This window comes from Hyphomonas sp. NPDC076881 (assembly GCF_050269995.1).
Classification (GTDB): domain Bacteria; phylum Pseudomonadota; class Alphaproteobacteria; order Caulobacterales; family Hyphomonadaceae; genus Hyphomonas.
In genome coordinates this window covers 140,697-165,159 of sequence record NZ_JBNNJJ010000002.1, presented here as the reverse complement: position 1 = coordinate 165,159, position 24,463 = coordinate 140,697, and the positions used below count along the sequence as shown (strand labels likewise).

General features: G+C 63.7%; 28 protein-coding genes. 12 read left to right on the top strand and 16 right to left on the bottom strand.

Annotation, left to right across the window (positions count from 1 at the left end; translation table 11 throughout):
- Positions 1–97: 97 nt before the first annotated feature.
- Complete coding sequence (acnA, locus tag ACQKI2_RS02760; RefSeq protein ID WP_427378206.1) at positions 98–2,863, bottom strand: aconitate hydratase AcnA; 2,766 nt, start codon at positions 2,861–2,863, stop codon at positions 98–100.
- Positions 2,864–3,034: 171 nt separating this feature from the next.
- Here acnA and ccmA point away from each other — a divergent pair, with 171 nt between their 5' ends.
- Genes ccmA through ACQKI2_RS02735 form a run of 5 tightly spaced genes read left to right on the top strand, consistent with a single transcriptional unit; the run spans position 3,035 to position 5,714 of the window.
- On the top strand, positions 3,035–3,616 hold the full coding sequence (ccmA, locus tag ACQKI2_RS02755) for a heme ABC exporter ATP-binding protein CcmA (protein WP_427378205.1): 582 nt from the start codon (positions 3,035–3,037) through the stop codon (positions 3,614–3,616).
- A complete protein-coding gene (ccmB, locus tag ACQKI2_RS02750; protein WP_427378204.1) occupies positions 3,613–4,278 on the top strand; it encodes a heme exporter protein CcmB in 666 nt (221 codons plus the stop codon). The genes ccmA and ccmB overlap by 4 nt, the downstream gene beginning before the upstream one ends.
- 23 nt (positions 4,279–4,301) lie before the next feature.
- Positions 4,302–5,030, top strand: a complete 729-nt coding sequence (gene ccmC, locus ACQKI2_RS02745; protein ID WP_427378203.1) for a heme ABC transporter permease CcmC — start codon at positions 4,302–4,304, stop codon at positions 5,028–5,030.
- A gap of 4 nt (positions 5,031–5,034) precedes the next feature.
- Positions 5,035–5,193 (top strand): heme exporter protein CcmD, encoded by a 159-nt coding sequence (locus tag ACQKI2_RS02740; RefSeq protein WP_114106842.1) that lies wholly within the window; start codon positions 5,035–5,037, stop codon positions 5,191–5,193.
- On the top strand, positions 5,190–5,714 hold the full coding sequence (locus ACQKI2_RS02735; RefSeq protein WP_427378202.1) for a redoxin family protein: 525 nt from the start codon (positions 5,190–5,192) through the stop codon (positions 5,712–5,714). The genes ACQKI2_RS02740 and ACQKI2_RS02735 overlap by 4 nt, the downstream gene beginning before the upstream one ends.
- A gap of 22 nt (positions 5,715–5,736) precedes the next feature.
- Here the strand turns inward: ACQKI2_RS02735 and ACQKI2_RS02730 are convergent, their stop codons facing one another.
- Positions 5,737–6,351 carry a MarR family winged helix-turn-helix transcriptional regulator gene (locus ACQKI2_RS02730; RefSeq protein ID WP_427378201.1) on the bottom strand — a complete coding sequence of 205 codons (615 nt, stop codon included), beginning with the start codon at positions 6,349–6,351 and terminating at the stop codon, positions 5,737–5,739.
- A gap of 148 nt (positions 6,352–6,499) precedes the next feature.
- On the opposite strand from ACQKI2_RS02730, the gene ACQKI2_RS02725 reads away from it, so the two are divergent.
- Complete coding sequence (locus tag ACQKI2_RS02725; RefSeq protein ID WP_427378200.1) at positions 6,500–7,051, top strand: NUDIX domain-containing protein; 552 nt, start codon at positions 6,500–6,502, stop codon at positions 7,049–7,051.
- Positions 7,052–7,093: 42 nt separating this feature from the next.
- Here the strand turns inward: ACQKI2_RS02725 and ACQKI2_RS02720 are convergent, their stop codons facing one another.
- Positions 7,094–7,840 carry an inner membrane-spanning protein YciB gene (locus ACQKI2_RS02720; protein WP_427378199.1) on the bottom strand — a complete coding sequence of 249 codons (747 nt, stop codon included), beginning with the start codon at positions 7,838–7,840 and terminating at the stop codon, positions 7,094–7,096.
- Positions 7,841–7,910: 70 nt separating this feature from the next.
- A complete protein-coding gene (locus tag ACQKI2_RS02715; RefSeq protein WP_427378198.1) occupies positions 7,911–8,771 on the bottom strand; it encodes an EamA family transporter in 861 nt (286 codons plus the stop codon).
- Positions 8,772–9,086: 315 nt separating this feature from the next.
- On the opposite strand from ACQKI2_RS02715, the gene ACQKI2_RS02710 reads away from it, so the two are divergent.
- From ACQKI2_RS02710 to ACQKI2_RS02695, 4 genes are all read left to right on the top strand, one after another.
- Complete coding sequence (locus tag ACQKI2_RS02710) at positions 9,087–9,947, top strand: hypothetical protein (RefSeq protein WP_427378197.1); 861 nt, start codon at positions 9,087–9,089, stop codon at positions 9,945–9,947.
- Positions 9,948–10,112: 165 nt separating this feature from the next.
- Positions 10,113–11,852, top strand: coding sequence for an N-acyl-D-amino-acid deacylase family protein (locus ACQKI2_RS02705; protein ID WP_427378196.1), 1,740 nt, complete (start codon positions 10,113–10,115; stop codon positions 11,850–11,852).
- 153 nt (positions 11,853–12,005) lie between these two features.
- Positions 12,006–12,413, top strand: a complete 408-nt coding sequence (locus tag ACQKI2_RS02700; protein ID WP_427378195.1) for a hypothetical protein — start codon at positions 12,006–12,008, stop codon at positions 12,411–12,413.
- Between the two features lie 11 nt (positions 12,414–12,424).
- Positions 12,425–12,640 carry a helix-turn-helix transcriptional regulator gene (locus tag ACQKI2_RS02695; RefSeq protein ID WP_427378194.1) on the top strand — a complete coding sequence of 72 codons (216 nt, stop codon included), beginning with the start codon at positions 12,425–12,427 and terminating at the stop codon, positions 12,638–12,640.
- Positions 12,641–12,642: 2 nt separating this feature from the next.
- Here the strand turns inward: ACQKI2_RS02695 and ftsY are convergent, their stop codons facing one another.
- The 10 genes from ftsY to ACQKI2_RS02645 all read right to left on the bottom strand — a co-directional run bounded on the left by ftsY (position 12,643) and on the right by ACQKI2_RS02645 (position 20,760).
- On the bottom strand, positions 12,643–13,887 hold the full coding sequence (ftsY, locus tag ACQKI2_RS02690) for a signal recognition particle-docking protein FtsY (protein WP_427378193.1): 1,245 nt from the start codon (positions 13,885–13,887) through the stop codon (positions 12,643–12,645).
- On the bottom strand, positions 13,884–15,173 hold the full coding sequence (mtaB, locus tag ACQKI2_RS02685; protein WP_427378192.1) for a tRNA (N(6)-L-threonylcarbamoyladenosine(37)-C(2))-methylthiotransferase MtaB: 1,290 nt from the start codon (positions 15,171–15,173) through the stop codon (positions 13,884–13,886). Before mtaB ends, ftsY begins: the two co-directional genes overlap by 4 nt.
- Before the next feature lie 56 nt (positions 15,174–15,229).
- Positions 15,230–15,685: a hypothetical protein gene (locus tag ACQKI2_RS02680; RefSeq protein ID WP_427378191.1), complete on the bottom strand. Its 456-nt coding sequence runs from the start codon at positions 15,683–15,685 to the stop codon at positions 15,230–15,232.
- A 74-nt stretch (positions 15,686–15,759) separates the two neighbouring features.
- Complete coding sequence (gene dapF, locus ACQKI2_RS02675) at positions 15,760–16,569, bottom strand: diaminopimelate epimerase (RefSeq protein ID WP_427378190.1); 810 nt, start codon at positions 16,567–16,569, stop codon at positions 15,760–15,762.
- Between the two features lie 54 nt (positions 16,570–16,623).
- On the bottom strand, positions 16,624–17,040 hold the full coding sequence (locus ACQKI2_RS02670; RefSeq protein WP_427378189.1) for a hypothetical protein: 417 nt from the start codon (positions 17,038–17,040) through the stop codon (positions 16,624–16,626).
- A gap of 31 nt (positions 17,041–17,071) precedes the next feature.
- The gene (locus tag ACQKI2_RS02665; protein WP_427378188.1) at positions 17,072–18,124 is read right to left on the bottom strand and encodes a MaoC family dehydratase; all 1,053 of its coding nucleotides are present in this window, start codon (positions 18,122–18,124) and stop codon (positions 17,072–17,074) included.
- Between the two features lie 48 nt (positions 18,125–18,172).
- Positions 18,173–18,493 carry a hypothetical protein gene (locus tag ACQKI2_RS02660; RefSeq protein WP_427378187.1) on the bottom strand — a complete coding sequence of 107 codons (321 nt, stop codon included), beginning with the start codon at positions 18,491–18,493 and terminating at the stop codon, positions 18,173–18,175.
- Positions 18,494–18,526: 33 nt separating this feature from the next.
- Positions 18,527–18,874 carry an ArsC/Spx/MgsR family protein gene (locus ACQKI2_RS02655; RefSeq protein WP_427378186.1) on the bottom strand — a complete coding sequence of 116 codons (348 nt, stop codon included), beginning with the start codon at positions 18,872–18,874 and terminating at the stop codon, positions 18,527–18,529.
- A gap of 164 nt (positions 18,875–19,038) precedes the next feature.
- On the bottom strand, positions 19,039–19,740 hold the full coding sequence (locus ACQKI2_RS02650) for a hypothetical protein (protein ID WP_427378185.1): 702 nt from the start codon (positions 19,738–19,740) through the stop codon (positions 19,039–19,041).
- Positions 19,741–19,881: 141 nt separating this feature from the next.
- Complete coding sequence (locus ACQKI2_RS02645) at positions 19,882–20,760, bottom strand: HpcH/HpaI aldolase/citrate lyase family protein (RefSeq protein ID WP_427378184.1); 879 nt, start codon at positions 20,758–20,760, stop codon at positions 19,882–19,884.
- Positions 20,761–20,852: 92 nt separating this feature from the next.
- Between ACQKI2_RS02645 and ACQKI2_RS02640 the strand changes: the two genes are divergently transcribed.
- Positions 20,853–21,980, top strand: coding sequence for a serine hydrolase domain-containing protein (locus tag ACQKI2_RS02640; RefSeq protein WP_427378183.1), 1,128 nt, complete (start codon positions 20,853–20,855; stop codon positions 21,978–21,980).
- Between the two features lie 116 nt (positions 21,981–22,096).
- On the opposite strand, the gene rarD is transcribed toward ACQKI2_RS02640, so the two are convergent.
- Together rarD and ACQKI2_RS02630 are read right to left on the bottom strand one after the other, a co-directional pair.
- On the bottom strand, positions 22,097–23,008 hold the full coding sequence (rarD, locus tag ACQKI2_RS02635; protein ID WP_427378182.1) for an EamA family transporter RarD: 912 nt from the start codon (positions 23,006–23,008) through the stop codon (positions 22,097–22,099).
- Positions 23,009–23,138: 130 nt separating this feature from the next.
- Positions 23,139–24,140: a TonB-dependent receptor domain-containing protein gene (locus tag ACQKI2_RS02630; RefSeq protein WP_427378181.1), complete on the bottom strand. Its 1,002-nt coding sequence runs from the start codon at positions 24,138–24,140 to the stop codon at positions 23,139–23,141.
- Between ACQKI2_RS02630 and ACQKI2_RS02625 the strand changes: the two genes are divergently transcribed.
- Complete coding sequence (locus tag ACQKI2_RS02625; RefSeq protein WP_427378180.1) at positions 24,121–24,408, top strand: sulfotransferase; 288 nt, start codon at positions 24,121–24,123, stop codon at positions 24,406–24,408. The two genes, ACQKI2_RS02630 and ACQKI2_RS02625, sit on opposite strands and share 20 nt — an antisense overlap.
- Positions 24,409–24,463 lie beyond the last annotated feature (55 nt).

Here is a 24,463-nt window from a genome sequence, read left to right as displayed (position 1 = left end):
CGCTTATATGCGCTGGGGCAGAATGCCGACAGTAACAGCCGCGTGAGAGGCTGCAAAAACCCCGCCGCAGGCGATCTGAGGCGGGGTTTTCAAAGTCTTACGAGGCGCGGGCAAGGTTGCGCAACACATAGTGCAGGACGCCGCCATGCTTGACATAATCGACCTCGATCTCGGTATCGATCCGGCATTTGATCTGGATCGTCTTCACCGTGCCGTCGGCATAGGTGATCTGGCACGGCACCATGGAGAGCGGGCGGATGTCATTGCCGAGGCCTTCGATGTCAAAGACTTCGGTGCCCTTGAGGCCGAGCGACTTGCGGTTGTCGCCGCCGGTGAACTCGAACGGGATCACGCCCATGCCGACGAGGTTGGAGCGGTGGATCCGCTCGAAGCTCTCGGCGATCACGGCTTTGACGCCCAGCAGGTTGGTGCCTTTGGCGGCCCAGTCACGGCTGGAGCCGGCGCCATACTCAATGCCGCCGATGACCACGAGCGGAACGCCCTGATCGATCCAGGCCATGGCCGCATCATAGATTGAAGTCTGCTCGCCATCCGGGCCGAGGGTGTAGCCGCCCTCGACGCCATCGAGCATCTCGTTCTTGATACGGATGTTGGCGAAGGTGCCGCGCATCATGATTTCATGGTTGCCGCGGCGCGAGCCGTAGGAGTTGAAATCCTTCACCGGAACCTGACGCTCGGTGAGGTATTTGCCTGCCGGGCTGTTGGCCTTGAACGAACCGGCCGGAGAGATGTGGTCGGTGGTGATCATGTCACCCAGAAGCGCGAGGACTCGTGCGCCTTTGATCGGATTGATGTCGCCTTTCTCTGGCGACATGCCGCGGAAGTAAGGCGGGTTCTGAATGTAGGTAGAGCTGACCGGCCAGTCATAGGTTTCAGCGTCGGTGGTTTTGACGCCCTGCCACTTCGTATCGCCTTTGAACACGTCGGCATATTTGGAGATGAACATCTCGCGGGTGACGACAGCATGGACCATGTCGGCGATCTCTTTGGTCGTCGGCCAGATGTCCTTGAGATAGACCGGCTGGCCGTCTTTCGACGTGCCGATCGGATCCTTGGTGATGTCGATGTTCATATCGCCGGCGATGGCATAGGCAACGACCAGCGGCGGCGAGGCGAGATAGTTGGCGCGCACGTCGGGGCTGATACGGCCCTCGAAGTTGCGGTTACCCGACAGCACCGAGACGGCCACGAGATCGTTCTCGTTGATCGACTTGGAGATTTCCGGGGCCAGCGGACCGGAGTTACCGATACAGGTGGTGCAGCCATAGCCGACCAGGTTGAACCCGATGGCGTCGAGATCTTCCTGCAGGCCGGCGGCGTTGAGGTATTCGGAAACGACCTGCGATCCGGGCGCCAGCGAGGTTTTCACCCAGGGCTTGCGGGTAAGGCCCAGCGCGCGGGCCTTGCGGGCCACGAGACCGGCGCCGATCAGAACGTAGGGGTTCGACGTGTTGGTGCAGGAGGTGATCGACGCGATGACCACAGAGCCGTCACGCAGCATGTAGTCCTGCCCTTCGACCGCGCCTTCATTGGCGCCGGGCGCGTCACCGGGGATGGTTTTCGGGGCAGGCGCGCCGCCCTCTTCCGTCATGTCCGACTTCTGCTGCTGCGGGGCGACGGCAGGCTTGCGGATGCCTTCGATATATTCGCCGAAGACCTTGGCAGCCGCGTCGAGCGCGACGTGATCCTGCGGGCGCTTCGGGCCGGAGATGGCGGGAACGACATCGCCGAGATCGAGGTGCAGCGTCGAGGTGTAGACCGGTGCATAGTCTGCGCCGCGCCAGAAGCCGTTCTGTTTGGCGTAGGCTTCCACGAGGGCGATGCGGTCTTCCTCGCGGCCGGTCTGGCGGAGGTAGCGGATCGTCTCGTCATCGATCGGGAAGAAGCCGCAGGTGGCGCCATATTCCGGGGCCATGTTGGCGATGGTGGCGCGGTCGGCCAGCGGCATGTTGTCGAGGCCGGCGCCGTAGAATTCGACGAACTTGTTCACAACGCCGTGCTTGCGGAGCATCTGCACCACTTTCAGCACGAGGTCGGTCGCGGTGACGCCTTCTTTCAGCGCGCCGGTGATCTTGAAGCCGACGACTTCCGGGATCAGCATCGAGACCGGCTGGCCGAGCATGGCCGCTTCCGCTTCGATACCGCCCACGCCCCAGCCGAGAACGGCGAGGCCGTTGACCATCGTGGTGTGGCTGTCGGTGCCCACCAGCGTATCGGGATAGGCAAGGATGGAACCGTCGGTGTCGGTATCGGTCCACACTGTCTGGGCGAGGTATTCGAGGTTCACCTGGTGGCAGATGCCGGTGCCGGGGGGAACGACGCGGAAATTGTTGAACGCCTTCTGACCCCATTTGAGGAAGGTGTAGCGCTCCATGTTGCGCTCATATTCCAGATCGACGTTGGCCTGGAAGGCGCGCGGGGTGCCGAACTCGTCGATCATCACCGAGTGGTCGATCACGAGATCGACCGGAACCAGCGGGTTGATCTTCTTGGCGCTGCCGCCGAGGCCCATGATCCCGTCGCGCATCGCGGCAAGGTCGACCACAGCCGGAACGCCGGTGAAGTCCTGCATCAGCACGCGGGCCGGGCGATAGGCGATCTCGCGGGGGTTCTGGCCGCCCTTGTCGGCCCATTCGCCGAAGGCGCGGATGTCGTCTTCAACAACCGTCAGGCCGTCTTCAAACCGCAGCATGTTCTCCAAGAGAACCTTCAGCGAGGCGGGCAGGCGCGAAACATCGCCCAGGCCTGCATTCTTCGCCGCCGCTTCCAGCGAGTAGTAAGTGTACGTCTTGCCAGCTGCTGTGAGCGTGCTTTTCGATTTGAAGCTGTCCTTTGACGGCATGTCCGACCCTTGCCTCCTGGTAAAGGGCCTCACGGCTGGAGGCCCGCTTTCGTCGCTGCGGCCCTCATATAGGCCCTGCCCTTCCGGCGCAATTGGGACAAAGGGTCAATGCGTTAATAGCGGCGCAAGGCCCCGTTTGCAGGCGGAGGCGAACAGGCTAAGCCTGCGCCGGTGACAAGCCCGACCGCGCCCCTGATTCAAGCCAGCGGCCTCGCTATCCTGCGGGGGGAGCGGGTGCTGTTCCGCGGCGTTGGCCTGACCTTATCCCCCGGCGAGGCCATCGTGCTGCGCGGCGCCAACGGGGCAGGCAAGACAACACTGCTGCGGATGCTGGCGGGGCTGACCCGGCCCGAAGCGGGGGATATTGCGCGGGCAGCGCCCCATCACTGGATCGGCCATAAGGAAGGCATCAAGCCGCAGGAAACACCGCGCCAGCACCTCGCGCTGTGGTCGCAGGCCTGGGGATCGAGCGCGAACATCTCTGAAATCCTTGAGAAAATGGCGCTGACACGGGCCGCCGATGTGCCGGGACGCTATCTCTCCGCCGGGCAGCGGCGGCGCACGGCCTTTGGCCGCCTGCTGCTGGAGGACCGGCCGGTCTGGCTGCTGGATGAGCCCTACACCGCGCTGGATGCCGCCGGCAGGGCGATGCTCGACGCGGTCATTTCCGGACATTTACGGACAAAAGGTGCCCTCATTGCGTCCATGCATGACACTGCCGGCTTTCCGGTGACAGCCGAGGTGACGCTTTGAGCGCCGCCCCCATCCTTGCCGCTTTCCGGCAGGCGTTCGCCGAAGCCTGGGCCGGGGGCGCGGGCGCGCTGCTGCCGCTCGGCTTTCTGGGCGGGGCAGCCGTGCTGGTGCCGCTGGGTATCGGAAGTGATACGCAGACCCTGAAGGCAGTGGGCCCCGGCATTATCTGGGTCTCTCTGGCATTATCCAGCCTTGTTACTCTGGAACGCATCTTCCAGGCGGATGTGGAGGACGGCACGCTGGACCTCTGGCTGCAGACCGGGGCGCCGATGGCGGCTATTGCGGCGGCCAAGACGCTGGCCCACTGGCTGGCGGCGGGCTTGCCGCTGGCGTTGGCTTCTCCCCTGCTGGCGTTGATGTTTCAGGCCCAGGCGAGCCTGGACCTGCTGGTCCATCTGGGCTTCTACACCCTCGGCGGGCTTGCCTTTTTCTTCTGGGGCGGGGTGGGCGCGGCGCTTTCAGCCACGGTGCGCCGGGGCGGGCTGCTGATCTCGATCATCGCCCTGCCCCTTTATGTGCCGACGGCGATTTTCGGCGCCATCGCCATGACCGGGGGCATCGGATCGGACGGGGCGCCGATGCTGCTGGCGGCCTCCACCCTCTTTGCCTGCGCCATTGCGCCCTATGCCATGGCAGCCGCCCTGCGCTTGGCGGCGGACTGAGGGGAGGCTATTGCGTTAGTCCCATGTGGTCTGCCTTCGCCAACCCGCACAAGTTTCTGAAATTCTCCGCCGTGGCGGCGCCCCTTTTCTATGGGGCGGGCGCGCTCTGCATCCTGTGGGGCCTGTGGCAGGGCCTCTGGATCGTGCCGAAGGACGAATATCAGGGCGGCGACATCATGCGGGTGATGTTCATCCATGTGCCCGCCGCCTGGCTGTCGATGGCGAGCTATTCGGCCCTCGCAGTGGCCAGCTTCGTCTGGTTCATCTGGCGCCATGAACTGGCCGACATAGCCGCCAAGGCGATTGCCCCGCTCGGCGCGGTGTGGACGGCGCTATGCCTGGCCACCGGCTCGGTCTGGGGCAAGCCCACCTGGGGAACCTGGTGGCAATGGGACGATGCGCGGATGATGTCCGTCCTCTTCCTGCTGTTCCTGTTTCTGGGATATATGGCCCTGCGCGCCTCGATGGATTCGCGCCAGAAGGCCGCCCGCGCCGGGGCAATCCTGGCCATGGTGGGCGCCATCAATGTGCCGTTGATCAAATTCTCCGTAGACCTCTTCACCTCGCTGCATCAGCCCGCCAGCGTGATTACCGCAGAGGGGCCGAAGATGGCGGCGGTTTACCTCACCCCGCTTCTGGTATCCGGCCTTGGCCACGCCCTGCTGTTTGGCGGGCTGGTGATGACGCATATGCGGACGGAGATCCGTCAGCGGCGGATTGCGCGGCTTACCGCCAGCGCATTGGAGGGCTGAACAGATGCCGGAATTTGACAAGAACGCCGCTTATATCTGGGCCTGCTATCTGATCGGCGCGCTGATGATTGGCGCAGCCTGCCTTCAGGCCTGGCTGGCGGCGCGGGCGGCCAGAAAACGCCTCGACGCGCTGGTCGCCAATGACGAGGATCTGCGGGCATGAACCGCTGGCTCTACGCCTTGCCGGTGGCGGCGCTGGTGGTCGTGGCCGGGTTTGGCGGCTGGCAGATGATGCGCCCCTCAAAGGGCGAGTTCGAGCGGATTTCGCGGGCGGCGCCGGAACACGTCTTTCCTCTGATGGACGGAAGCGGCGAGATTTCCTTTGCCCCTCCCCCCGGCGGGCAGCCGGTGGTGGTGAACCTTTTCGCCAGCTGGTGCGCGCCGTGTGAGGCCGAGCATAAATACCTTGTGGCGCTGGGCGAGAAGCATCCCGGCCAGGTTTACGGCGTTCTTTACAAGGACAAGGTGGCCGACGGGGCGAAATTTCTGGAGCGTCTGGGCAACCCCTACACCCAGGTGGCGCTGGACCCGGAGGGGCGCGGCGGGCTGGATTTCGGCCTGACGGGTGTTCCGGAGACGTTCGTGATCTCTGCCGAAGGCGAGATCATCCTGCATATCGGCGGGCCGCTGGACGATGCCCTGACCCAAAAAGTAAGCGGGGCGCTTGGGGCGCCCCGCTCATGACCTTCTGACGAAGGAAGAAGGCTTACTTCTTCTTCGCAGCGGCTTTCTTGGCAACCGGGGCCTTCTTCACAGCGACCGGAGCTTTTTTCACTTCAGCTTTGGCAGCCTTTTTCTTGGCAGGCGCTTTCTTGGCTTTCGGCGCAGCAGCTTTGACAGCTTTCGGGGCTTTGGCAGCCTTCGGAGCTTTCGGCGCGGCCGGAGCAGCTTCTTTCTTCTCGGCGTCGTCAACGAGGCCGGTCAGACCTTGCAGCAGGGCGTCCTGCTTGGCTTTTGCCAGGGTGGAGAAGAGAGCGTCGTCAGCCTTGGTGACAGCCGGGAGAGCCTTGTCATAGGCTTTCTTGCCTTTTGCCGTCAGGCTGACGGATTTGGCGCGGGCGTCGGTTTTGGAATCGGCGCGCTTGATGAGGCCGGCGGTTTCCATACGGGCAACCATGTCGGCGAGGGTGGAGCGGTCGATGCCGGTGGCATTGACAAGATCAGACTGGCTGACACCTTCATTGCCCGAGAGGGCAGCGAGGACAGAAAACTGACGCAGCGTGACGCCTGCAGACTTCAGAGCAGCGGCCGAATGGTTTGCGGCGATCTGCTGGGCGCGGTGCAGGAGGTGGCTGGGCGAAGCGTTGAGATTGAAGCTCATGACTGGGTTCCTTGATTGGTTAGTGTATTGTTAGGTGTCCGGGGAGGACGGGACTGGGAAAGGGGCCGATCCGTGTTCCGGGGCGTTAACAAGAGGCCCGTAGGCGGATCAAACACATTCTCCATATAGGCGACAGGATAAAGATTGGATGACTGATCAATTGCCAACTCCTTTCCAGAACACAGATTTTCGCCTTGATGTGCCAGATGGGGACGATCGAGAGCGGAGAATCTGCAATCGCTGTAATTTTATTGATTACGTGAATCCTAAGATTGTAGCCGGGTCGGTCGTTATCAAGGACGACCTTATCCTCATCTGTAGGCGTGCAATCGAACCCCGCAAGGGGTTCTGGACCCTTCCGGCCGGATTCATGGAAGAAGGTGAGAGCGTGGAAGAGGCCGCGCGGCGGGAAGCGCGCGAGGAAGCGATGGCCGAAATCGAGCTGGAAGGCGTTCTCGGCGTCTACTCCGTGCCCCGCATTTCGCAGGTTCAGATCATGTTCCGCGCAAAACTGTTGTCAGACATCGCGCCAGGACCGGAAAGCGAAGAGGTGAAACTCGTCCGATGGTCCGAGATCCCCTGGTCACAGATGGCCTTCCCCACCGCTGTATGGGCTTTGACGCATTTTGCCCAGACCCGGCATATGAAGATATTCCCGCCATTTGGTAACCCGCCGGGTACGGATAAGGTGACGCGGTAGGCTGCGGCAGCCTGTCTCAGGCGGGTTGATCGCCGCGGAGCGTCAGGCAGCCTCGGGGCGCACTTCGTCGGTCCGCAGATGCTTGAGCGTGTAGGGCGTGTTGAGGGCGCCGAAGAGGAAGACGATCACCATGTTGCCGAGCTTCCAGTTGGCCCAGACATCTTCGGCATTCTTCGCGCCGAATGTCAGGCCAAGGAATTCGTAGGAACCCGCAGGTGCCACCGGAATACCGGCCAGCACCAGAGGGCTTTCAAATCCGGGCGCATACATGCGCCAGAGATATTCGTTCCACACCGCCATCGCGATGAAGAAGAGGCCCCAGCGGATGGCCAGCGTGCGCCAGGCAAAATCGGGCAGATCGAACACTTTGGAGAAAAGCGACTTCCAGAGGTTTTTCCCAAACAGCAGCGGAATGAAGATCATGCCGGCCATGAAGATCTGCTGGATGGTCGGCTTCACATAGATGAAAGCCTTCTCCTGAAGCAGGATGCCGATGAGGCCGAAGCCGCCAACGATGGCAGAGGAGAACACCATCATCTGCGAGACGGGCTTGCGCGCGATGATCTGCTTGCCGAGGAAACCGAGCATCAGGACGATCAGCACACCGGTCGCCCAGTAGATGGCGGTGTCCTTGTTGATCAGCCCATCCAGCAGCTCCACGCGGCGGAACACATTATATGTGAGAATGAAGCCGATCACGGGGATGAAGTCGCCCCAGATCTGATTTGCCTTGTCGGCGGCGGTGCCGATGCCATTGGCGGGCGAAGGCGGCGGGGTCATCTCGGTCATGGCATTCCTTACGCGCGGGAGCAGCTTCCGGTTCAGCTCGCTACCGTCTTCTCATGAATGAAAGGTTCCGTCAGCCTGCCGCCTGCATCAGCACAAGACCTGCCGCGAGCGTTGCTGCTGCAGCTATACGGCGTCTGCCGAAACCTTCCTTGAGCAGCCAGGCCCCAAACGCGGCGGCGAAGACCACGGATGTTTCCCGCAGAGCCGTCACCATGGCCGCATCTGTCAGCGTGTAGGCATAGATCGCCATGCCATAGGAGAGCGAGCCTGCTATGCCACCGATGGCGCCGGCGCGCGCCTCCTTGCGCAGGCAGGCGATCACCCTGCCCTTGCGCTGCCAGAGGAGGACCAGCGTGACGCCGATCCAGTCGAGCAGGAACAGCCAGACAACGAAGGTCAGCGGGGTTTCCATGGCGCGGGCGGCGCGCGTATCGGCCACGGCATAAAGGCCAACGCCGATGGCCGTCATCAGCGCCCAGAAGAGCGCGGCCCGGTCAAGACGGCGGGCCGCTTCGGTCAGGCCCGTCGGCAGGGCAAAGACAAGGATGGACAGCGAAGCCACGATCAGGCCCGCAATCTGGATGGGGGAGAGGCTTTCGCGCAGCCAGATGGCGGCGAGCACCGCAGTGGCCAGGGGCCCGAGCCCGCGCATCACCGGAAAGACGAGCGAGAGCGCGCCCCGGTGCAGCGCCCGGATGGCCGAGAACTGATAGAACCAGTGAACCACGACCGACACGGCAATCAGCGGCCAGGTTTCCGGCGGCGGCAGGGGCGCAAAGGGCAAGAGCGGCAGGACGCTGAGCCCCATCACGATGGCGACGATGGCGCGTGCGGTCAGCACATCGCCGCCGCGCTTCACCATGACATTGGTGATCGCGACCGTCAGCGCAGAGAAAAGACAGAGAACAACCGGGAGGAGCGAAGCAGACATGCGCGCCCCGATTAGGATGGTTTGCGGGGCGAGGGAAGCTGCGCCGCAGGGGCCCGCGAGGCGTTCTTTCGCACGCCGCGCCCTGCATTTCCTCCTTTGGCGGAGGAATCTGCCCGATTGCGCTGCAAACGCCCGCCCACCCGCAGCGCGGAACCTAACGGAGAGCGGGGCGTTACCTTTCGACGAGACGTGGCGGGCGTGGGTCATTCACAGGAGGAAACACCCATATGGGCAAGGGCATTTTACTCTGGTTTCTCGGGGTTCCGATCCCGCTGATCCTTCTCATTCTTCTCATCTTCTAAAGAGGCGCTCATCATGACCGATGCATCCATACATGCGCCTGCGGGCGCAGCCCCTTCCCGCTGGGAAGGCCCAGCGATCTGCTGGTCTGCCATCTTTGCCGGCGCCTTTGCGGCGCTTGGGCTGACCATTGTTCTTGTCGTCCTGGGCTCTGCCTTTGGCTTTGGGGCCATGTCGCCCTTTGCCGATGACGGCCTGTCACTGACAACGATCGGCGTGGTCACCATCCTCTGGCTGATCTTCACCCAGATCTTCGCGTCGATTGCCGGGGGCTATCTCGCCGGCCGCATGCGCCGCCGCTGGGCGATCCACCAGGATGAAGTTTTCTTCCGGGACAGCGTGCACGGCTTTCTCACCTGGGCCGTGGCCAGCGCTTTCATGTTTGCCGTCGCAGGCATTGCCGCTGCAGGCGGATCGGCGGTAGCCGCCGCTGTGACCACAGCCGCCGTGGCCTCCGAGGAAGACGCGCTCGCGCCGCCGAATGTCATCACCGACCGGCTCTACCGCGTGGCAGGCGGCAATCCGATCACGCTGGACAGCGCCCGCGACCAGGCTGGCCGTCTGGTGATCCGCGCGATTGCCGATGAGGAAGCCGTAACTGCGGAAGACCGCGCCTGGCTTACCGCTGACGTGATCGAATGGACCGGCATGAGCGACAGTGAGGCCGAGGCCCGCGTGCAGCTGGCCTTCACCGAAATCGCTGAAGCCCGCGAGGCAGCGAAAGACGAGGTGGATGCCGCCCGCGCGGCGAGCGCCACCCTGGCCATTGCCACCGCGCTGGCGATGATGATCGGTGCCTTTGTGGCCGCTGGCGCAGCCGTGTTCGGCGGCCGGGAACGGGATGGACTGGAAGACCGGCTGATCCGCGCGCCCTGACGGCGCTGGTCTGAGGCCCATATCGTGCGGAGTGGCTTCAAGGCTGCTCCGCACTTTTTGTTTCCAGCGCCTGTTTTGACAGAGGGGGTCGCGGCGTCAGGGTTTGACACCCCCTGCCCTTGAGGCATCCTGAACGAAGATAAAGACCACCGGAGGACGACGCCCATGGCAACCCACGATCTGATCATTCGCGGCGGCACCATCATTGATGGCAGCGGCGGGGCGGCGTTCGAAGGCGATGTGGCCGTTTCCGGCGGCGTCATCACGCAGGTGGGCAAGGTGAGCGGCAAGGGCATCGAAGAGATCGACGCGAAAGGCCAGATCGTCACGCCCGGCTTTGTGGACCTGCACACCCATTATGATGGCCAGGTGACTTGGGGGCGGGCGATCAGCCCATCCTCCCTGCACGGCGTTACAACGGTTGTGATGGGCAATTGCGGCGTGGGCTTTGCGCCCTGCAAGAGCGAGGACCATGACCGGCTGATCCGCCTGATGGAAGGCGTGGAGGACATCCCCTTCCCGGTTCTGGCGCAGGGCCTTCCCTGGACCTGGGAAAGCTTTCCGGACTATCTCGATTTCCTTTCCACACGGCCCTTTGACACAGACGTGTGCGCGCAGCTACCTCATGCGGCGCTGCGCGTGTTCGTGATGGGCGACCGGGGCGCAAACCGGGAAGATGCGACCCCGGACGATATTGCTGCCATGGCAAAGCTCGCCAAGGAAGCCGTGATGGCCGGGGCGATGGGCTTTTCCACGTCGCGCACGCTGAACCACCGCACTTCCGATGGCCAGCCGACCCCGACGCTGACCGCTTCGGAAGCCGAACTCACCGGCATCGGCATGGGCCTTGCCGAAGCGGGCCGGGGCGTTCTGCAATTCGTCTCGGACTTTGACGATCCGCAGAAGGAAGCGGCGATGCTGCGGCGGATCGTCGAGAAGACCGGGCGGCCACTCTCCGTCTCTCTGGCGCAATCGGATGTGGCGCCAAATGGCTGGCGCCTGCTGCTCGGCGCGATTGAGACGGCGGCGGCCGAAGGCGTGCCGATCCGCGCGCAGGTTGCCCCGCGCCCGGTGGGCGTGCTGCTGGGGCTGGAGCTGACGCTGAACCCCTTCAGCGCCCACCCCACCTATCGGGAGATTGCCGATCTTCCGCTGGCGGAGCGTGTGGCGCGCCTGCGCGATCCGGAGTTCCGCGCGCGCCTGCTGGCCGATGCGCCGCAGACGGATAATCCATTCCTGAAATCGATGGTGCGCAATTTCGGCAAGATCTTCCAGCTCACCGATCCGGTAAACTATGAGCCGGGGCCAGAAAGCACGCTGGCGGCGATGGCAGAGGCGCGCGGGGTATCGCCCGAAGCTGTTGCCCTTGACCTGATGCTGGAGCGGGACGGCAGCGGCGTGCTCTACCTGCCCTTCCTCAATTATGCCCAGGGCAGCCTCGATCCGATCCTGGAGATGATGCAGAGCCCGGCCACCCTGCCCGGCCTCTCCGATGGCGGGGCACATGTCGGCATGATCTGCGATGGCTCCTTCACCTCCACCATGCTGACCCATTGGGTGCGCGACCGGAAGAAGGGGCAGAAACTCAGTGTCGAGAGCATCGTACATCGCCAGGCGCGGAAGACCGCCGAATGGATCGGCCTCTGGGACCGGGGCCTGATCGCGCCGGGATACCGCGCAGACCTCAACGTGATCGACCTGGCCAATATGAAGCTGCACCTGCCCAACGTGGTGCGCGATCTGCCGGCCGGCGGGCGCCGCCTGATGCAGCGCGCCTCGGGCTATACCGCGACCATTCTAAAGGGCGAGATCACCCATCGCGACGGCGACCCGACCGGCAAGCTGCCCGGCCGCCTTGTTCGCGGCGCGCGGGCCGCACCCGCCAGCGCCATGGCGGCGGAATAGGTCTCCTCGTCCCTTCAACATTCTGCATGTCCCGGCCGGCCTTAGCTGCGCCGGGATTTGGTATGCGCGGAGCTCAAAAATGTCTGTAAAGGGTCCTTTACAAGACAAGTTTCCTTGTCATATAGACAAGGAAACTTGACATGGAGCTTTCCCGTGACCCAACCCAAAGGCTTTCGTACCGCCAATAAGCGCTACATGAGGATCTTCGTGCCGATGATGGCGTTCTATTGTGTTGCCATCGCCGTGGCGTTCACCTTCATTGACATAGACACGGCCTCAACCGGCGTGCGCATGGGCGCGGCCATAGCGATCGCCCTGCCGCTGATCGCCATTCTGATGGCCATCCTACGGCTGGTGCGGGAGACAGACGAATACACACGGATGCGGCAATTGCAGGCCCTGTCGGAAGGCGGCGTGATGTTGACGGGGACCATCTTCATTCTGGGCTTCCTTGAGCGGTTCAACGTGATCCCCGACATTCCGCTCTTCCTGTTCGGACCAGGCTTTTTCTTCTTTTATGGCCTGGCCCATCTCCGCCAGTCTCTTGGCAAGACCGTCTGAGGGGACGCGCCATGGAAAACAATATCCGTGCCCTGAGGGCTGAACGCGGCTGGAGCCAGCAGCAATTGGCTGACCTGCTGGACGTATCCCGCCAGTCGGTCAACGCCATCGAGACCGGCAAGTATGACCCTTCCCTGCCGCTGGCCTTCGCCATCGCCCGATTGTTCGAGAGACATATCGAAGCGATATTTGACGATGGCCGGGGCGTGGCAAAGGCCGCCGAGTAAACCTAGGGCGCCTTGATCCCGACCAGCGCCTTTGCGAAGGCCTCCGCACTGAACGGGCGGAGGTCTTCTGCTTTTTCGCCGATGCCGATGAAATGGATGGGCAGGTCGTGCGCTTCGGCAATCGCCACCAGCACGCCGCCCTTTGCAGTGCCGTCGAGCTTGGTCATCACGAGACCGGTGACGCCGGCCGTGTGCCGGAAGGCCTCGACCTGGGAGAGCGCGTTCTGACCCACGGTGGCATCCAGAACGAGGATCACATCATGCGGGGCATCCGGATCAATTTTCCTCACGACGCGGACGACTTTGGCAAGCTCTGACATCAGTTCCGCCTTGTTCTGAAGACGGCCTGCGGTGTCCACCAGCACAAGATCGAGATCCTGGGCTTTTGCCCGCTCCACGGCCTCATAGACGAGGCCGGCAGCATCCGCGCCGGTCTCCTTGGCGAGCACCGGAATATCCGCGCGCGCGCCCCAGACCTTGAGTTGTTCCACGGCGGCGGCACGGAACGTATCACCCGCCACCAGCAGCGCCCTGGCGCCCTGATCTTTCAGCTTGGAGGCGATCTTGCCGATCGTGGTCGTCTTGCCTGAGCCATTGACGCCGACGAACAGCACGATGCGCGGGCGCGGGCCGTCCGAAAAGTCTACGACCTTTTCGCGGGGCTTGAGGATGTCTTCGATCTCTTCAGCCAGGGCGAGGCGGATTTCGTCGCCGGAAATTTCCTTGTCGAACCTGCCCTTGGCGAGCCCCTTGGTGACGCGGGCGGCGACCTTGGCGCCCATATCGGAGGTGATCAGCAGGTCCTGCAGCTCCTCCAGCGTATCCTCATCCAGCTTGCGGCGGCCGAGCGCGGCGATGCCTTCGGTGAGCTTGGCCGTGGAACGGGCAAGGCCTTCACCCAGGCGCCCGAAGAGGCCCGGATCATTGGCCTCGGCCTCTGCGGCAAGGCGCGCGGCTTCGGCAGCTTCGGCGCGCAGGCGCTCATGCTCGCGGCGTTCTTCGAGAAGTTTGAGTTCCGCCGCCGCCTTGGCGCGGACGGCTTCATCCTCCGCCTCCTGAGCTTCCCGGCGCTGGCGTTCTTCCCAGGCGCGGTTGGCCTCAGCGACCTTGCGCTCGATCTCTTCCTTCTCGCGCGCGGCCGCTTCCTGCGCGGCGAGCTCGTCCGCCGTCAGTTCCGGCGCCTTCATGGCTTCGCCAGCGGCCTTGGCCTCTTCGAGTTTCTTTTTCTTGCCGAACCAGAGGATCATGAGAGGGGTGTTCCAAGAAGCTGTTTGCCGTCATGGCCGGTTATCTGCACGGGAAGGACACGTCCAGCCGCGTCGCCCCCAGCGCCATCGGGCCAGCTGAGTTTTACCTGAGTGAAGTCTGAAAGGCGGGCCATGCTGCCGCGCTCGACGAGGACCTCGCGCACCTGCCCGGTATGGCGGGCGAAATGGCGCAGCAGCGCCGCCTCCCCCACCTCTCGCAGGCGCGCGGCGCGCTCCTTGATCAGCGGCTTGGCGAGTTGGGGCATCCTTGCTGCCGGGGTTCCGGGGCGCGGGCTGTAGGGGAAGGCATGCAGGAAAGAGAGGCCGCATTCTTCCACGAGGCGGAGGGAGTTTTCAAAATGCGCCTCGGTTTCCGTCGGGAAGCCGGCGATGATGTCTGCCCCCAGAGCAATATCCGGCCGCAAGGTCCGCAGACGTTCCGTAAGCTGAATGGCGTCTTCGCGGCTATGGCGGCGCTTCATCCGCTTGAGGATGAGATTGTCTCCATGCTGCAGCGAGAGGTGAAGATAGGGCGCAAGGCGCGGATCTGTCATCGCCTCCAGCAGGGCTTCGTCCATCTCGATGGCGTCGATGGAGGATATGCGCAGCTGGCGGAGCTCCGGCACGAGCTTCAGGAGGCGCTGAACCAGATTGCCAAGCTGCGGCGTGCCCGGAAGGTCTGCGCCCCAGCTGGTGAGGTCCACGCCGGTCAGCACCACTTCATGGTGCCCGCTGGCGACGAGGGCGCGCACTTGGGCGACCACCTCCCCTGCCGGAACCGAGCGGGAGTTTCCGCGGCCATAGGGAATGATGCAGAAGGTGCAGCGATGATCGCAGCCATTCTGGACCTGCACATAGGCGCGGGCGCGGCCTTCCATCCCGTCGATCAGATGGGCGGCGGTTTCGCGCACGCTCATGATGTCGTTCACCCGGACCTTCTCTTCCCCGCCGAGCAGGTCTGCCGGTTTCCAGGTTTCGGCTTTCATCTTGTCATGATTGCCGATGACGCGGGTGACCTCCGGCATGGCGGCGAAGGTGCCGGGGTCTGTCTGGGCGGCGCAGCCGGTGACGAGGATCGGCGCGCCGGGATTTTCGCGGGCGGCCCGGCGGATGGCCTGGCGGGCGCCGCGCACGGCTTCGGAGGTGACCGCGCAGGTATTGATGATGACCGCATCGCTGAGGCCTGCCGCCTGCGCATGGCGGCGCATCACCTCGGACTCGTAGGTGTTGAGGCGGCATCCGAGCGTGATGACGGTCGGGCCGGAGGGTGGGGCGGTATCAGCCATGAGCCCGTCAGATCGCGCCGATGGGGCCAAATTGCAAGCGCGCCGCAGCCGATTGCTCAGTTCGGCGCTGTGCAGGTGCCGCTATTGTGGCCGATCATCAGAGCCTCGGCTGTCACTTCGGCTCCATTCTCTGAGCCAGATAGAAACATCCGCCCGGAGAAGCTGCCGCCGCCCTTGCTGACGGCGAATTCGGCTGAGCCTTCCATCGGGACGCCATCAAAGTCACAATACAGGATAATGTCGAAGGAATAGGCCGTAGCGACGCTGTCCCCAGCAGTGCATTCACCCATATAGCTTGCGATATTCTCGTCGATCGTGACCTCTTCATCCGTCGACCAGCATTCATCAATCGCGGAGTGCTCGGACGGGACTTCGACGGCCTCCCCGTAGACAAGGACGGACATATAGATGTCGGAGGTCACAGACCACATACCCTTGGCAAGTTTTAGGGGCTCGGCCTGGGCTGTAGCGGCAGCCAGCAGGAAGGGCGCAAGGATCAGGATTGGGCGCATGGTGGGGTTCCTCGTTATCTGGCCCGCCAGATTGGGCGCGGGAGTGATCCGGCGCAATCCCCCGAGCCGGGGGCTCAGATTTCGGCTTCGAATTCCAGCTCGACCGGGCCAGTCATGTAGACATGGTCATCGGTTTCGCGCCAGTCGATGAAGAGATCGCCGCCATCGAGGATCATCCGCGCCTTGCGCCCGGTGAGGCCGGCGCGGGCGGCGCAGACAAGGGCGGCGCAGGCGCCGGTGCCGCAGGCTTTCGTCAGGCCGGCGGCCCGCTCCCAGACGCGCAGGCGGATGGTTTCCCGGTCAATCACCTGGGCAAAGCCGACATTCGTGCCTTCGGGAAACAGAGGATGCCATTCGACCAGCGGGCCGATGGCCGGAATGTCGTAAGCGCTGACATCCTTCACGAAAAAAACAGCGTGAGGATTGCCCATCGAGACGACTGCCGGGCGCGACAGGATCGGCGCGTCGATTGGACCGATCTTCAGGTCAACCCCGCGCACATCCATCTTCTCGGACAGGGGAATGTCTTCCCAGCCCATCTGGGGGGAGCCCATATCCACCGTGATCAGGCCGCCTTCGGCGCGGGAGGCGCGCAGCATGTCGGCCTCGGTCTGGATGGTCACGCGGTCTTTCCCCGTCTCGTCCAGCATCAAGAGGCCAACACAGCGGGTGGCGTTGCCGCAGGCGGAGACCTCCGACCCATCGGAGTTCCAGATGCGCATGAACACATCCTTGGTGGCATCGCGCTCCATCGCGATCACTTGATCGGCCTTCAGATCCGCCGCGATTTTGCGGATCTGCTCCACAGTTGGGGTGAATGCCGCCGAGCGGGCATCGAAAATGGCAAAGGCATTGCCCGCGCCGTTCATTTTCCAGAGCTTCATGGACCGCTTCCTAGATTTCCCCACATGCGCGAAACCGCGCTCCCCCCCTGCCCCTTATTTCGGAACGCGGGCCGACACAATCCAGCCCGCCGCCTGTACCCCCAATGCGACGAGCAAAAGCAGTGGAACGAGCCAGTAGTTTATGGCCATGCCGATGAACGCTGCCAGAATGCAGGCATAGTCCACAAGATCGCTGGACATCAGCCAGCCAGCCGGTGTGCGGGCGCGGCGGATGTCCAGCAGGGTGACACTGCGCCAGACCCGGCCCATATCCGGCGGGCCGAAAACCGCGAGAAGCTGTTTCGGGTCCAGAATCCCCGTCATCTCGGAGAGATCCTGCAGGCGGGCCTCCCCCAGCGCAATCATGCGCTTGCGGCTGGAGGTGCCGAGCAGGCTGACAATGGCCGAGAGGATCACGCCGAGCGCAATCGCAAATTCGGTAAAACCCGCATATGGAGGATAGCCGCCCATCGGACGAATATAGGGTGGCCGTGGGCGTGCGCTAGCGGGCGCGGGGGATGGCGGCCCAATAGTCAAAGTCCAGCAGCACGCGCGGGTCGTGCTTTCCGGCCTCGTCCTTGTGGATGAAGGCGCCGGGATCGGCATCTTTCACAGCAACAAGGCGCAGACGCAGGGCGCCGCAGGTTTCCGACAGCTCCGCCTTGGCCAGCACTTCGCTCCAGGCATAGATCGTGTCTCCGGCAAAGAGCGGGTTCACATGCGTGCCCGCATTGATGGCGAGGATCTGACCGGCATTTTCAAGCCCATTAAAGGCGAGCGAGCGGGCAATCGAGATGACAACCCCGCCATAGATGAGGCGTTTGCCGAAGCGGCTGGCCTTCTGGCCATGGGCATCGAAATGCACCTTGGCCGTGTTCTGGTAGAGGCGGGTGGCGATCTGATGCTCGGCCTCTTCCACCGTCATGCCGTCAACATGGCTGATCTTCTCGCCAACTTCGTAATCCTCGAAGACATGGCGGCTGCCGGACTGGGCGAAGGGCCAGGATTTCATTTCGGGGAAACCGGTGAGGTCTGCCGGAGCGACCGCCGATGGCAGGCTGGGGACGATTTCTTCAGGCGCAGGCGAGGCCGCATCGCGCTTGTTGATCATCACCCAGCGGACATAGGAGATGACTTCCTCGGCGCGCTGGTTGACGCCCTTGGTGCGGACCCAGACCACACCCGTCTTGCCATTGGAGTTTTCCTTCACCCCGATCACCTCGGAGCTGGCGCGGAGGGTATCACCGGGCTCTACCGGGCGCAGGATGCGGCCATCGGCATAGCCGAGATTGGCGACGGCATTGAGGGAAATATCCGGCACGGTCTTGCCGAAAACGATGTGGAAGGCGTGCAGCGGGTCTGCGCAGAGGCCCGGCAGGCCAGCCGCCTTGGCGAATTCGGCGGAGGAATACTGGGCGTAGCGATTGCCCGTCAGCGCGCGGTAGAGGGCGATATCGCCTTCGGTGACGGTTTGCGGGGTGGCGTGGATCAGCGTTTCGCCGGGTTTGAAATCTTCAAAGAAGTTGCCCGGATTGGATTTCGTGCTGGTCGCCATGGCTTGCCCTCATCTTCTGATGGGCGAGGCTTTAGCCGCTTCCGGCGGTTAACTCCAGAAGCGTTCCGGCACAGCCAGCACCGTCTCTGCGAAGAGTTGCAGCTGCGGGCTGACGGCGGCAAGGGCCGAGCCGAGCAGCGGCATGCAGGCGAGGCAGATGGCCGTGGTGGCCAGCATTCCGGCCATCACGTGTTGATCGCGCCGCTCGGGGAACTCCTCAAAAGCCCGGTTCCCCATGACAAGCCAGGGCAGCCCGAAAGCGGCGAAGGCCGAAAAGGCAAGGAGGAGACCGGCAGTTGAGAGGGCGATGAACAACATGGGGCCGTTATCGCCCATCAGGGCTGAGAAACCGCGAAGCCAATCGATCAAATTTTAACGAATCCGGACCGAACGGCAGCCCAATCACACAATCTCGAGCAGTTTCTCATTCGGGCGGCCGAGGGCAGCCTTCTTGCCATTGATGCCGATGGGCCGCTGGATGAGCTTCGGGTTCTCCGCCATGGCGGCATAGACCGCTTCATCGGAGGCGGTTTCAGGCAGACCGGCGGCGGCAGCGTCCTTCTCACGCAGGAAGGCGCGGGGGGATTTGACGCCCATCTTTTTGGCGATGTCCTTGAGTTCCGCGGCGCTGAGTCGTTCGGCAGCGCTCATGTATTTGCGCACCTTCGGCTCGATGCCATTGGCCTGCAGAAGCTCCAGCCCCTTCTTCGAGGAGCCGCAACCGGGATTGTGAATGAGGATGTAGGTCATGGGGGGCCTCCTGAGCTTGTCTGGGGTTTGACTTAGGGGGCTTTGGCGGCGTGTCGAGGGGGGCGAAGCGGGGCACTTTCGGTTGATGGCGGCGAAACGCCCTTATCCTCCCCTGCGCTGTGCGGGGGAGGCGGTTTCCAGCCTGGCGGGCAGTTTCTGGCGGGTCAGGAGGTGTTGGGCGTGAGGGTACGCAGGGCGGCGTCTGTCAGCTCCCGGAGGAGCGCCTGCGCGTCCGGCCCGAGGGCGCGGCGCATGCCGGGGATTTTCCCCGAGATGACCGGCGCAGGGCGCTGGGCGGGGGCAGCGTTGCGGCGCAGCCAGCGGCGGGCTTCGCGCCGGGGATCGTCATAAGCCTGGCGCAGGGCGGCAAGCCGCCGGAAAAAACGCGCGCCCGGATCGCGGGCAGCAGGCACGGGCAGCGGCGGCGGCGGAGCGCTCAGCACGTCATCGGTCAGCGGACGAATACGGGGGAAAAGATGTTCAGGCAGATATTCCGCCTTTGGAGGGGCACCTTCTGTCTTTGCCGCGCGCGGCGGGGGTTCGTTCATCCGGAAGACGGGCGCGCGGGCGCCGGAGGCTTCCTTGCGGAGCAGCGGCGCAGCCGGGCGCGTGGATTTTGCCTGCGGGGCGCGGGGGACCGGCAACTCCATCTCGCTGGCGATCAGCAGGATGGCGCGGCGCAGGGCAGCCTCTGCCGGAAGCAGCGCGCGGCGGGTGAGATAGGCGATGACCTGGCGCGAGGGAGAGGCCGGCTGCCGGGCAAGCGCGGTATCCATGAAATCGATCAGATTAAGGATGAACCACCGCGCCCGGCCGAGCAGGTAGCTCAGGGCATCTTCTGCCGGGATCTGATCTTCGGTGTCCATGGCGCAGAAAATACCATGGGCGCACAGGGGGTGGATAAGATGACCCTGTTTTTCTGATAACCCTCTGGTGAATCAGCGTTTTTACTGCGGAAAAACGGGGGACAAGGCGGCCTTACGGACGCCCCTCCCCCACCAGCTCTCTCAGGCGAGGGCGCGGATCGCCTCGTCCATCTCCACCACGCGGCGGGCTTCTTCCAGGTGGAGCAGCTCGGTCATCTTGCCGTTGACTTTCAGCACGCCCTTGCCGGCATTGGCGGGGTCGGCGAAGGCTTCGATGACGGCTTTGGCCTGTTCGACATCATGCGGGCTGGGGGCGAAGATGCGGTTGGCTTCATCGACCTGGCTGGGATGGATCAGTGTCTTGCCGTCAAAGCCAAGGTCGCGGCCCTGCTCGCACTCGTCGCGGAAGCCGGATTCGTTCTTGATGTCGTTATAGACGCCATCAATCGCGGTGAGGCCATAGGCGCGGGCCGCCGCGATGGTGAGTTGCAGCGCCGCCTGAAAGGCGAGCCGGCCGGCCGTCATCCGGGCGCGGTATTCCTTGGCCAGATCATTCGTGCCCATGACGAAGGTGGAAAGGTGGGTGCCGATGGCGGCGGCGGCGATGTCCTTGATGTTGAGGATGGCGAGCGGGGTTTCGATCATCACCCAGAGGGCCATCGTGTCGGGCGCGCCGGCATCCTTCAGGAGCTGGCTGAGACGCTCAATGTCGCGGTGGCCGGTGACCTTCGGGGCGAGGACGGCATGGGCGCCGGACGTGGCGATGGCCTTGAGATCCTCATGGCCCCAGGGCGTGTCGAGGCCGTTCATGCGGATGACGATCTCGCGCTTGCCATAGCCGCCCTGGGCGACGGCAGCGAGGATGGCGGCGCGGGCCTCTTCCTTGGCTTCCGGGGCAACGGCGTCTTCCAGGTCCAGGATCAGCGTATCGGCCGGAATCTCGCGGGCCTTTTCAAGCGCGCGAGTGTTGGCGCCGGGCATATAGAGGCAGGAACGGCGCGGACGGTGCTTGGTGGACATGGGGCATTGCCTCCTTGACGGTATGGGGTCTCTTGCGGTCGAAGGGGTGGCCTGTTTCCGGGCCGAAATCAATGTGACAGGGAGCCCGACGCATGACTGATACGCCCATTTCCGGCCATGTTGCGCCCGGCTTTGAGCCGGTACGCGAGGCATTCGAGGCGAATTTTGCCAGCGGCGAGGAGCATGGGGCGAGCTTTGCCCTGCGCATGGGAGGGGAGACGCTGGTGGACCTGCGCGGGGGCTGGGCTGACCGGGGCAAGGAACGCATCTGGGACGAGACAACGATTGTGCCGATCTATTCGGCCTCCAAGGGCATCTCCGCGCTGGTGCTGGCGATGGCGGTGGAAAACCTGCCCGCAGGCTATGAGACACCCGTTGCCGATGTGTGGCCGGAATTCGCCGCCGAGGGCAAAGGCGAGGTGACGATTGGCCAGATGGTGAGCCATCAGGCGGGCCTGCCGGGCTTTGAGAAGGAAATCGACCCCGCGCTGTGGCTGGACCCGCCCGCCTGCGCCGCCGCGATTGCCGCCCTGCCCCCGATGTGGCCGCCGGGCAGCGCGCATGGCTATCACCCGCTGACCTGGGGCTACATGCTGGGCGAGGTGGTCAAACGCATCACCGGACGCAGCGTGGGCACGATCCTGAAGGAAGACATCTGCGGGCCGGCGGGCATCGATTTCCAGATCGGCCTTCCGCAAGCCGACGAGCCGCGCGTGGGCGACATGCTGCGGCCCAAGGCGCTGGCCCCGCTGGGCGAGATTACCCCGCCGCGCCGGGCGGCGTTCGTGTCAAAATGGTCTTCGCCGGACCGGGCAGGCCGCCCGTGGCGGGAAATCGAAATCCCCTCCGCCAACGGGCACGGGGCGGCCCTGGCGGTGGCGAGCCTTTACGAGGCCTATGCGCGGGGCGGGCAGATTGCCGGGGGCAAGACGCTGATGCGGCGGGAAACGCTGGAGGCGCTGACGCGGCCGCGCGTGGACGGGCCGGACCTGGTGTTGCCGATGCATACGATGTTTGGCGCCGGCATCATGATCAATTGCCATGGCAAGTTTGGGCCAAATCCGGAAACGCTCGGCCATTCGGGATGGGGCGGGTCGATGGCGATTGCCGATCCGGCGCGGGAGCTGTCTGCGGCCTATGTGATGAACCGGCAATCGGCCTCGCTTGTGGGCGATCCGCGCGCTGTGGCGCTGGTGGAAGCGGCTTATGGCTGCCTCTGAGCGAAGACTGGCACGGCAGTTGCAACGTCAGGTTTGGAACTGGAAGGGTCCATTTCCGTCATGCACTTGACCTTACAGCGGCGCCCGGTTGGACGCCGCTGTTTTCTTTTCCGGCGTCAGGCAGGCCGGGCGGTGCGCGCGAGGCGCCGGGCCTTGGCGTCCCCCATCAGGCTGTCGGCGGTAAACACGATCAACGCCGCCCAGATGAAACCGAAGGCAATGGCATGGGACATCCCGAAACCCTCCTTGAAAACCAGAACGGCGATCAGGAACTGAATGGTGGGGCCGATATACTGCATCATGCCGATGGTGGAGAAACGCAGCCGCTTGGCGGCCAGCGCATAAAGGATGAGCGGAATGGCCGTGATCGGGCCGGCCGCCATCAGCAGCGGAATGTCCCATCCCCCTTCCCCGAGCCAGCGGCCGCCCGGCTGCGTCGTGGCAAACCAGGTGAGCCAGCCAAGCGCGACGGGCGCGAGCAGCGCGACCTCCACCAGGAAGCCCGCGCGGCTGTCGATGGCGACCTTCTTCCGGATAACCGAATAGCAGGCAAAGGTGATGCAGAGGATCAGCGCCACCCAGGGCACACGGCCGAAGGCGAGGGTCATCACGCCCACGCCGATGGCAGCGATGGCAACGGCAACCCATTGGGCCGGGCGCAGCTTCTCCGAAAAGATCAGCATACCGAACAGCACATTGACCAGCGGGTTGATATAATAGCCGAGGGAGGCCTCCATCGTACGCCCCGCATTGACCGCCCAGATATAGATGGCCCAGTTCGCCCCGATCAGCAGGCCGGAAACGGCAAGCCATTTGAGATTGCTGCCGCTGAAAGCGGCGCGGACGTCGCGCCAGTTGGCGGCAACCGCGATGAACAGGATGGCCGTGGGCACCGACCAGAGCACGCGGTGGGCGAGCAGTTCCAGGGCGCCGGTGTGCTGCATGGCACGGATATAGAGCGGCAAGCTTCCCCAGATCAGGTAGGAGAGGAAGGCGGCGGGAAAACCAAGGCGAAGGGCGGGGCTCATGGCGGGGTGCTATAGGCCCGGCCGCTGCCTTTCACCACCCGGATTTTGCTCAGCCGCCCTGAAGCAGAACTCAACAAGAAAAGTCGCGCCATGGAGGCGCGGCTTTCCCGTCAGGCCTTGCCCTCCGCCCCTACTGGCCGAACTTGTAAGTGGCCCGGATGCCGATCGCCCGCGGGGCGCCGACATAGGTGTAGAAAGAGCGGATATAGACCGGGTCTCCGTTGGCATCCGCCACAATCTGGTTGGAGAGCGGCGAGGAAACCACACCGGTCTCGTAATACTCATCGAACAGATTGTTGACGAACAGGGTCGCCTGCCACTTGCCGGCATCATAGACCGCCGAGGCATTGGCCACCCCGTAGCTGTCCAGTGTCAGCCCGCCGCCCCGGCCACCGGTCCGGCTGAGCACATCGCCCTGCCAGGAATAGCTGCCATTGAAGGTGAGCGTCCGGCCAGAGGCGAGCTGGTGAACATATGAGCCGAAGACCGAGAACTGATCTTCCGGAGACCCAGGCAGCCGGTCTCCGTCCTGTCCATCGAGAAGGATCGTGCCGAAGCCTGGCGGGGAAATCGTGCCCACAAGGCCGGGCGCCAATGCGGTCAATGACGCTTCGGTGTGGCTATAGCTTCCGCGCACGGAGAAGGCATCTGTCACCAGCCAGTTCCCGGAAACTTCAAAGCCCTTGGTTTCAGCGCCTTCGGCGTTCACTGTGATCGGAATTGACGCATTGATGGTGGCCGAGGTCAGCTGCGGATCTTTCCACTCGATATAATAGACCGCGCCGTTGAGGATGAGCCGGCCATTGGCCAGGGTGGACTTGAAACCCAGCTCATAATTGATCGTCTTGTCCGGCAGGTACTGGCTCTCATCCCGCGTGGAAACATCCCCTGCGCCGGGCCCGTATTGCTGGCCGGGAAGCAACGCGCACGCCCCCTGCTGAGTATCGTCAGGGTCATAGTCCGGGCAGACCGCAATGCCGTTCTGGTTCCCGATCCGGTAGCCCTCGGAAATTGTGAAATAGCCGAGAATATCGTCCGTTACCTGATAGGACGTGTTGATCTTGAACAGCGTGCCTTCATCCGACCGGCTGGTGCGGGGGTATGAAAGGGCGTTGCCCGCAGACCGGTTCACGGTTGTGCATTATGAGAGCGTGGTAACCGATCAGGAAGCGGAAACACGGCGGGTTCTGGCATTCTGCGGTCTGCCCTTCGAAGAGGATTGCCTGGCCTTTCACCAGAATGCCGCGCCGGTTGCCACGGCCTCCTCGGCGCAGGTGCGTGAGCCGCTTTACAGTTCCGCGCTTGGCCGCTGGCGCCGGTATGAGGCGGGCCTCCAGCCCGCTCTGGACATACTGGAAGCTGAAGGCTGCCTTACGCCCGGAGAGCGGAGGCGGGGGTGACTGGCGCTTGGCGTGGGGGGCGTTAGGGTGTCTGGTGACAAGCCTTATGGGAGAA

What these genes read in the sequence shown, in the direction of transcription:
- ACQKI2_RS02640 (WP_427378183.1), top strand. Translation starts at nt 20,853, where the DNA reads ATGACTGATACGCCCATTTCCGGCCATGTTGCGCCCGGCTTTGAGCCG.
- ACQKI2_RS02715 (WP_427378198.1), bottom strand. Translation starts at nt 8,771, where the DNA reads ATGTCTGCTTCGCTCCTCCCGGTTGTTCTCTGTCTTTTCTCTGCGCTG.
- ACQKI2_RS02735 (WP_427378202.1), top strand. Translation starts at nt 5,190, where the DNA reads ATGAACCGCTGGCTCTACGCCTTGCCGGTGGCGGCGCTGGTGGTCGTG.
- ACQKI2_RS02725 (WP_427378200.1), top strand. Translation starts at nt 6,500, where the DNA reads ATGACTGATCAATTGCCAACTCCTTTCCAGAACACAGATTTTCGCCTT.
- ACQKI2_RS02680 (WP_427378191.1), bottom strand. Translation starts at nt 15,685, where the DNA reads ATGCGCCCAATCCTGATCCTTGCGCCCTTCCTGCTGGCTGCCGCTACA.
- ACQKI2_RS02710 (WP_427378197.1), top strand. Translation starts at nt 9,087, where the DNA reads ATGACCGATGCATCCATACATGCGCCTGCGGGCGCAGCCCCTTCCCGC.
- ACQKI2_RS02720 (WP_427378199.1), bottom strand. Translation starts at nt 7,840, where the DNA reads ATGACCGAGATGACCCCGCCGCCTTCGCCCGCCAATGGCATCGGCACC.
- ACQKI2_RS02670 (WP_427378189.1), bottom strand. Translation starts at nt 17,040, where the DNA reads ATGGGCGGCTATCCTCCATATGCGGGTTTTACCGAATTTGCGATTGCG.
- ACQKI2_RS02695 (WP_427378194.1), top strand. Translation starts at nt 12,425, where the DNA reads ATGGAAAACAATATCCGTGCCCTGAGGGCTGAACGCGGCTGGAGCCAG.
- ACQKI2_RS02740 (WP_114106842.1), top strand. Translation starts at nt 5,035, where the DNA reads ATGCCGGAATTTGACAAGAACGCCGCTTATATCTGGGCCTGCTATCTG.
- ACQKI2_RS02705 (WP_427378196.1), top strand. Translation starts at nt 10,113, where the DNA reads ATGGCAACCCACGATCTGATCATTCGCGGCGGCACCATCATTGATGGC.
- ACQKI2_RS02650 (WP_427378185.1), bottom strand. Translation starts at nt 19,740, where the DNA reads ATGGACACCGAAGATCAGATCCCGGCAGAAGATGCCCTGAGCTACCTG.
- dapF (WP_427378190.1), bottom strand. Translation starts at nt 16,569, where the DNA reads ATGAAGCTCTGGAAAATGAACGGCGCGGGCAATGCCTTTGCCATTTTC.
- ACQKI2_RS02645 (WP_427378184.1), bottom strand. Translation starts at nt 20,760, where the DNA reads ATGTCCACCAAGCACCGTCCGCGCCGTTCCTGCCTCTATATGCCCGGC.
- ACQKI2_RS02655 (WP_427378186.1), bottom strand. Translation starts at nt 18,874, where the DNA reads ATGACCTACATCCTCATTCACAATCCCGGTTGCGGCTCCTCGAAGAAG.
- ACQKI2_RS02665 (WP_427378188.1), bottom strand. Translation starts at nt 18,124, where the DNA reads ATGGCGACCAGCACGAAATCCAATCCGGGCAACTTCTTTGAAGATTTC.
- acnA (WP_427378206.1), bottom strand. Translation starts at nt 2,863, where the DNA reads ATGCCGTCAAAGGACAGCTTCAAATCGAAAAGCACGCTCACAGCAGCT.
- ccmC (WP_427378203.1), top strand. Translation starts at nt 4,302, where the DNA reads ATGTGGTCTGCCTTCGCCAACCCGCACAAGTTTCTGAAATTCTCCGCC.
- rarD (WP_427378182.1), bottom strand. Translation starts at nt 23,008, where the DNA reads ATGAGCCCCGCCCTTCGCCTTGGTTTTCCCGCCGCCTTCCTCTCCTAC.
- mtaB (WP_427378192.1), bottom strand. Translation starts at nt 15,173, where the DNA reads ATGGCTGATACCGCCCCACCCTCCGGCCCGACCGTCATCACGCTCGGA.
- ACQKI2_RS02730 (WP_427378201.1), bottom strand. Translation starts at nt 6,351, where the DNA reads ATGAGCTTCAATCTCAACGCTTCGCCCAGCCACCTCCTGCACCGCGCC.
- ftsY (WP_427378193.1), bottom strand. Translation starts at nt 13,887, where the DNA reads ATGATCCTCTGGTTCGGCAAGAAAAAGAAACTCGAAGAGGCCAAGGCC.